Below are 5,714 nucleotides of genomic sequence, written 5' to 3' on the forward strand. Positions count from 1 at the left end.
CCGCCGCCGGAGCACAGTACACCCGGTTACAGCACCATCACCCGCAAACAGCAGCAGTGGGTCAACCGCTGGATACGCACGGTTTTGCGCTAAAGCTAAGTATGCGGGACCGAAGCAAAGCCAAACAGCCGTACAATCCCCATAGATTGTACGGCTGTTTTTAGAAATCAGTATTTTTTAGTTTGTTTACTTGTTAGTTTGCTTTTCAAGAAGCAAATTAAAAGCCCCGGCTTTACCGGGGCTTTTAGGAATGGGTGTCTGGCAGTGACCTACTTTCACATGGGAATCCACACTATCATCGGCGCTGAGTCGTTTCACGGTCCTGTTCGGGATGGGAAGGCGTGGGACCAACTCGCTATGGCCGCCAGACTTAAACTGTCAAATTGGTAAAGCCGTTATGGAAGGTTTATTCCACTTATTTATTATTTAATCAACGGTGATGGTATCTTTATAATCAAGACTTACATAAGCTTTTTCATTTCGGGTAAAGCCCTTCAAATGATAGAGTCAAGCCTCACGAGCAATTAGTATCGGTTAGCTCCATGCATTGCTGCACTTCCACACCCGACCTATCAACGTCCTGGTCTCGAACGACTCTTTAGGGTGGTTAAACCACCAGGGAAGTCTCATCTTCAGGCGAGTTTCACGCTTAGATGCTTTCAGCGTTTATCTCTTCCGAACTTAGCTACCCGGCTATGCCACTGGCGTGACAACCGGTACACCAGAGGTTCGTCCACTCCGGTCCTCTCGTACTAGGAGCAGCCCCCGTCAAACTTCCAACGCCCACTGCAGATAGGGACCAAACTGTCTCACGACGTTTTAAACCCAGCTCACGTACCACTTTAAATGGCGAACAGCCATACCCTTGGGACCGACTACAGCCCCAGGATGTGATGAGCCGACATCGAGGTGCCAAACTCCGCCGTCGATATGAACTCTTGGGCGGAATCAGCCTGTTATCCCCGGAGTACCTTTTATCCGTTGAGCGATGGCCCTTCCATACAGAACCACCGGATCACTATGTCCTGCTTTCGCACCTGCTCGACTTGTCGGTCTCGCAGTTAAGCTACCTTTTGCCATTGCACTATCAGTCCGATTTCCGACCGGACCTAGGTAACCTTCGAACTCCTCCGTTACTCTTTGGGAGGAGACCGCCCCAGTCAAACTGCCTACCATGCACGGTCCCCGACCCGGATAACGGGTCTGGGTTAGAACCTCAAAGACACCAGGGTGGTATTTCAAGGACGGCTCCACAGAAACTGGCGTCTCTGCTTCAAAGCCTCCCACCTATCCTACACAAGTGCCTTCAAAGTCCAATGCAAAGCTACAGTAAAGGTTCACGGGGTCTTTCCGTCTAGCAGCGGGGAGATTGCATCTTCACAACCATTTCAACTTCGCTGAGTCTCAGGAGGAGACAGTGTGGCCATCGTTACGCCATTCGTGCGGGTCGGAACTTACCCGACAAGGAATTTCGCTACCTTAGGACCGTTATAGTTACGGCCGCCGTTTACTGGGGCTTCGATCCGATGCTTGCACATCTTCAATTAACCTTCCAGCACCGGGCAGGCGTCACACCCTATACGTCCACTTTCGTGTTAGCAGAGTGCTGTGTTTTTAATAAACAGTCGCAGCCACCTATTCTCTGCGACCCTCCGATGCTTACGCAGCAAGTGCTTCACATTAGAGGGCATACCTTCTCCCGAAGTTACGGTATCAATTTGCCGAGTTCCTTCTCCTGAGTTCTCTCAAGCGCCTTAGAATTCTCATCCTACCCACCTGTGTCGGTTTGCGGTACGGTTCTGATTTAGCTGAAGCTTAGTGGCTTTTCCTGGAAGCGTGGTATCTGTCACTTCAACTCCGTAGAGTCTCGTTATCACTTCTCGGTGTTATGAAAGTCCGGATTTGCCTAAACTTTCCACCTACCGGCTTGAACGACCTATTCCAACAGGCCGCTGACATAACCTTCTCCGTCCCCACATCGCACTAAATCAAAGTACGGGAATATTAACCCGTTTCCCATCGACTACGCATTTCTGCCTCGCCTTAGGGGCCGACTCACCCTACGCCGATGAACGTTGCGTAGGAAACCTTGGGTTTTCGGCGAGCGGGCTTTTCACCCGCTTTATCGCTACTCATGTCAACATTCGCACTTCTGATACCTCCAGCAACCTTTTCAAGTTACCTTCTTCGGCCTACAGAACGCTCCCCTACCATGCTAATAAATTAGCATCCGCAGCTTCGGTTATAGATTTGAGCCCCGTTACATCTTCCGCGCAGGACGACTCGACCAGTGAGCTATTACGCTTTCTTTAAATGATGGCTGCTTCTAAGCCAACATCCTGGCTGTCTGGGCCTTCCCACTTCGTTTACCACTTAATCTATCATTTGGGACCTTAGCTGGCGGTCTGGGTTGTTTCCCTTTTGACAACGGACGTTAGCACCCGCTGTCTGTCTCCCGAGGAACAACTTGATGGTATTCTTAGTTTGCCATGGGTTGGTAAGTTGCAATAACCCCCTAGCCATAACAGTGCTTTACCCCCATCAGTCTCTTACTCGAGGCACTACCTAAATAGTTTTCGGGGAGAACCAGCTATCTCCGAGTTTGTTTAGCCTTTCACCCCTATCCACAGCTCATCCCCGCATTTTGCAACATGCGTGGGTTCGGACCTCCAGTACCTGTTACGGCACCTTCATCCTGGCCATGGATAGATCACTCGGTTTCGGGTCTACACCCAGCAACTCATCGCCCTATTAAGACTCGGTTTCCCTACGCCTCCCCTATCCGGTTAAGCTCGCTACTGAATGTAAGTCGTTGACCCATTATACAAAAGGTACGCAGTCACGGAACAAGTCCGCTCCCACTGTTTGTATGCATCAGGTTTCAGGTTCTATTTCACTCCCCTCCCGGGGTTCTTTTCGCCTTTCCCTCACGGTACTGGTTCACTATCGGTCGATGATGAGTATTTAGCCTTGGAGGATGGTCCCCCCATATTCAGACAGGATTTCACGTGTCCCGCCCTACTTGTCGTATACCTAGTACCATCATTGCAATTTCGAATACGGGGCTATCACCCACTATGGCCAAGCTTCCCAGCTTGTTCTTCTATCGCAACAATTATCATATACAGGCTCCTCCGTGTTCGCTCGCCACTACTTACGGAATCTCGGTTGATTTCTTTTCCTCCGGGTACTTAGATGGTTCAGTTCTCCGGGTTCGCTTCGCTTATCCTATGTATTCAGATAAGGATACTCAGCAAGCTGAGTGGGTTTCCCCATTCGGACATCGCGGGATCATAGCTTTATTGCCAGCTCCCCCACGCTTTTCGCAGGCTTACACGTCCTTCGTCGCCTATCATCGCCAAGGCATCCACCTGATGCACTTATTCACTTGACTCTATCATTTCAAGAACCTTTTTGACTTCGCCTTCATCCCGTTGACTAGGCAATCCGGCTTAAGGCACTTACTTTGATAAAGCTTACTGCTTGTTGTGTACCGATCCTGCCTTTTGTTTTTCAGGACCGGTTGATACAATCATCACCCAAATACTGTGATCGAATTGCTTATTAAATACTCAGCAAGGCTTTTCTTTAAAGTTTGAAAGAAAGCAGTTGCAACCGCTTCTTTCCCAATCCGACCAACATTGTCTTTGTTTGTTGATTTCGGCTTTCCAATTTGTTAAAGATCGATGCGCTTTCCAAGCAACTTCTTACATATGCAATACAACATATGCCAGCCGCTGGCTTACTTCGCAAATCAAAATGAGCTGGCCATTATAACAGCCAACTTCTGAAAGTCAACTAAAAAGAAGCTTTTTCGCGCTTCTTCACTTCAACTTTCTTTCGCTTTGATTTGCAAAGTATGGTGGAGGCAAACGGGATCGAACCGATGACCCCCTGCTTGCAAAGCAGGTGCTCTACCAACTGAGCTATGCCCCCAGTATCGGGTATCCTGGCCCTTCGCTTTCCAAATCCGCTACCGGACTCTTCTGCTTCATGCGTTTGGTGGGTCTGGGAGGACTTGAACCTCCGACCCCACGCTTATCAAGCGTGTGCTCTAACCAGCTGAGCTACAAACCCAAGGCCTTGTTTACTTCCTTTGCATCTCTAATTCCACAGCTTACCGATAAGTGTGAATGCCTTAAACCTCTTCTTCTCTAGAAAGGAGGTGATCCAGCCGCAGGTTCCCCTACGGCTACCTTGTTACGACTTCACCCCAGTCATGAAGCATACCGTGTTAAGCGGGCTCCCGAAGGTTACCCTACCCAATTCTGGTATCCCCCACTCCCATGGTGTGACGGGCGGTGTGTACAAGACCCGGGAACGTATTCACCGCAGTATGCTGACCTGCGATTACTAGCGATTCCGACTTCATGCACTCGAGTTGCAGAGTGCAATCCGGACTACGATCGGTTTTCTGGGATTGGCTCCGCCTCGCGGCTTGGCTACCCTCTGTACCGACCATTGTATGACGTGTGAAGCCCTGGTCATAAGGGCCATGAGGACTTGACGTCATCCCCACCTTCCTCCGGCTTGTCACCGGCAGTCTCATTAGAGTGCCCAACTAAATGATGGCAACTAATGACAAGGGTTGCGCTCGTTGCGGGACTTAACCCAACATCTCACGACACGAGCTGACGACAGCCATGCAGCACCTGTGTTACGGCTCCCGAAGGCACCCCTCCGTCTCTGGAGGGTTCCGTACATGTCAAGACCAGGTAAGGTTCTTCGCGTTGCATCGAATTAATCCACATCATCCACCGCTTGTGCGGGTCCCCGTCAATTCCTTTGAGTTTTAATCTTGCGACCGTACTCCCCAGGCGGTCAATTTCACGCGTTAGCTACGCTACTAAGGTATCAAGTACCCCAACAGCTAATTGACATCGTTTAGGGCGTGGACTACCAGGGTATCTAATCCTGTTTGCTACCCACGCTTTCGAGCATGAACGTCAGTGTTATCCCAGGGGGCTGCCTTCGCCATCGGTATTCCTCCACATCTCTACGCATTTCACTGCTACACGTGGAATTCTACCCCCCTCTGACACACTCTAGTCACCCAGTTCAAAACGCAGTTCCCAGGTTGAGCCCGGGGCTTTCACATCTTGCTTAAGTAACCGTCTGCGCTCGCTTTACGCCCAGTAATTCCGATTAACGCTCGCACCCTACGTATTACCGCGGCTGCTGGCACGTAGTTAGCCGGTGCTTATTCTTCAGGTACCGTCATAAGCTCAGGGTATTAACCCAAACCCTTTCTTCCCTGACAAAAGTCCTTTACAACCCGAAGGCCTTCTTCAGACACGCGGCATGGCTGGATCAGGCTTTCGCCCATTGTCCAAAATTCCCCACTGCTGCCTCCCGTAGGAGTCTGGGCCGTGTCTCAGTCCCAGTGTGGCGGATCATCCTCTCAGACCCACTACTGATCGTCGCCTTGGTAGGCCTTTACCCCACCAACTAGCTAATCAGACATTGGCCGCTCGAATAACGCGAGGCCCGAAGGTCCCCCGCTTTCCTCCTCAGAGCGTATGCGGTATTAGCCATCCTTTCGGACAGTTATCCCCCATTACTCGGTACGTTCCAATGTATTACTCACCCGTTCGCCACTCGCCACCAAAAGAGCAAGCTCTTTCGTGCTGCCGTTCGACTTGCATGTGTAAAGCATGCCGCCAGCGTTCAATCTGAGCCAGGATCAAACTCTTATGTTCAATCTCTAACTTTTT

General features: G+C 50.4%; 2 tRNA genes and 3 rRNA genes. All 5 read right to left on the reverse strand.

Annotated elements, in window-relative coordinates:
* Window positions 1-256: 256 nt before the first annotated feature.
* Window positions 257-369, reverse strand: a 5S ribosomal RNA gene (rrf, locus tag ACEPPX_RS11370).
* Window positions 370-503: 134 nt separating this feature from the next.
* Window positions 504-3,394, reverse strand: a 23S ribosomal RNA gene (locus ACEPPX_RS11375).
* A gap of 466 nt (window positions 3,395-3,860) precedes the next feature.
* Window positions 3,861-3,936: transfer RNA gene (locus ACEPPX_RS11380), tRNA-Ala, on the reverse strand.
* 64 nt (window positions 3,937-4,000) lie between these two features.
* Window positions 4,001-4,077, reverse strand: a tRNA-Ile gene (locus ACEPPX_RS11385).
* Between the two features lie 81 nt (window positions 4,078-4,158).
* Window positions 4,159-5,699 (reverse strand): 16S ribosomal RNA (locus ACEPPX_RS11390).
* The 16S, 23S and 5S rRNA genes sit together here with 2 tRNA genes alongside, the layout of an rRNA operon.
* Between the last annotated feature and the right edge of the window lie 15 nt (window positions 5,700-5,714).

It is taken from the genome of Neisseria sp. S1, from assembly GCF_048060015.1.
In the GTDB taxonomy this organism is placed as follows: Bacteria; Pseudomonadota; Gammaproteobacteria; order Burkholderiales; family Neisseriaceae; genus Neisseria; species Neisseria arctica.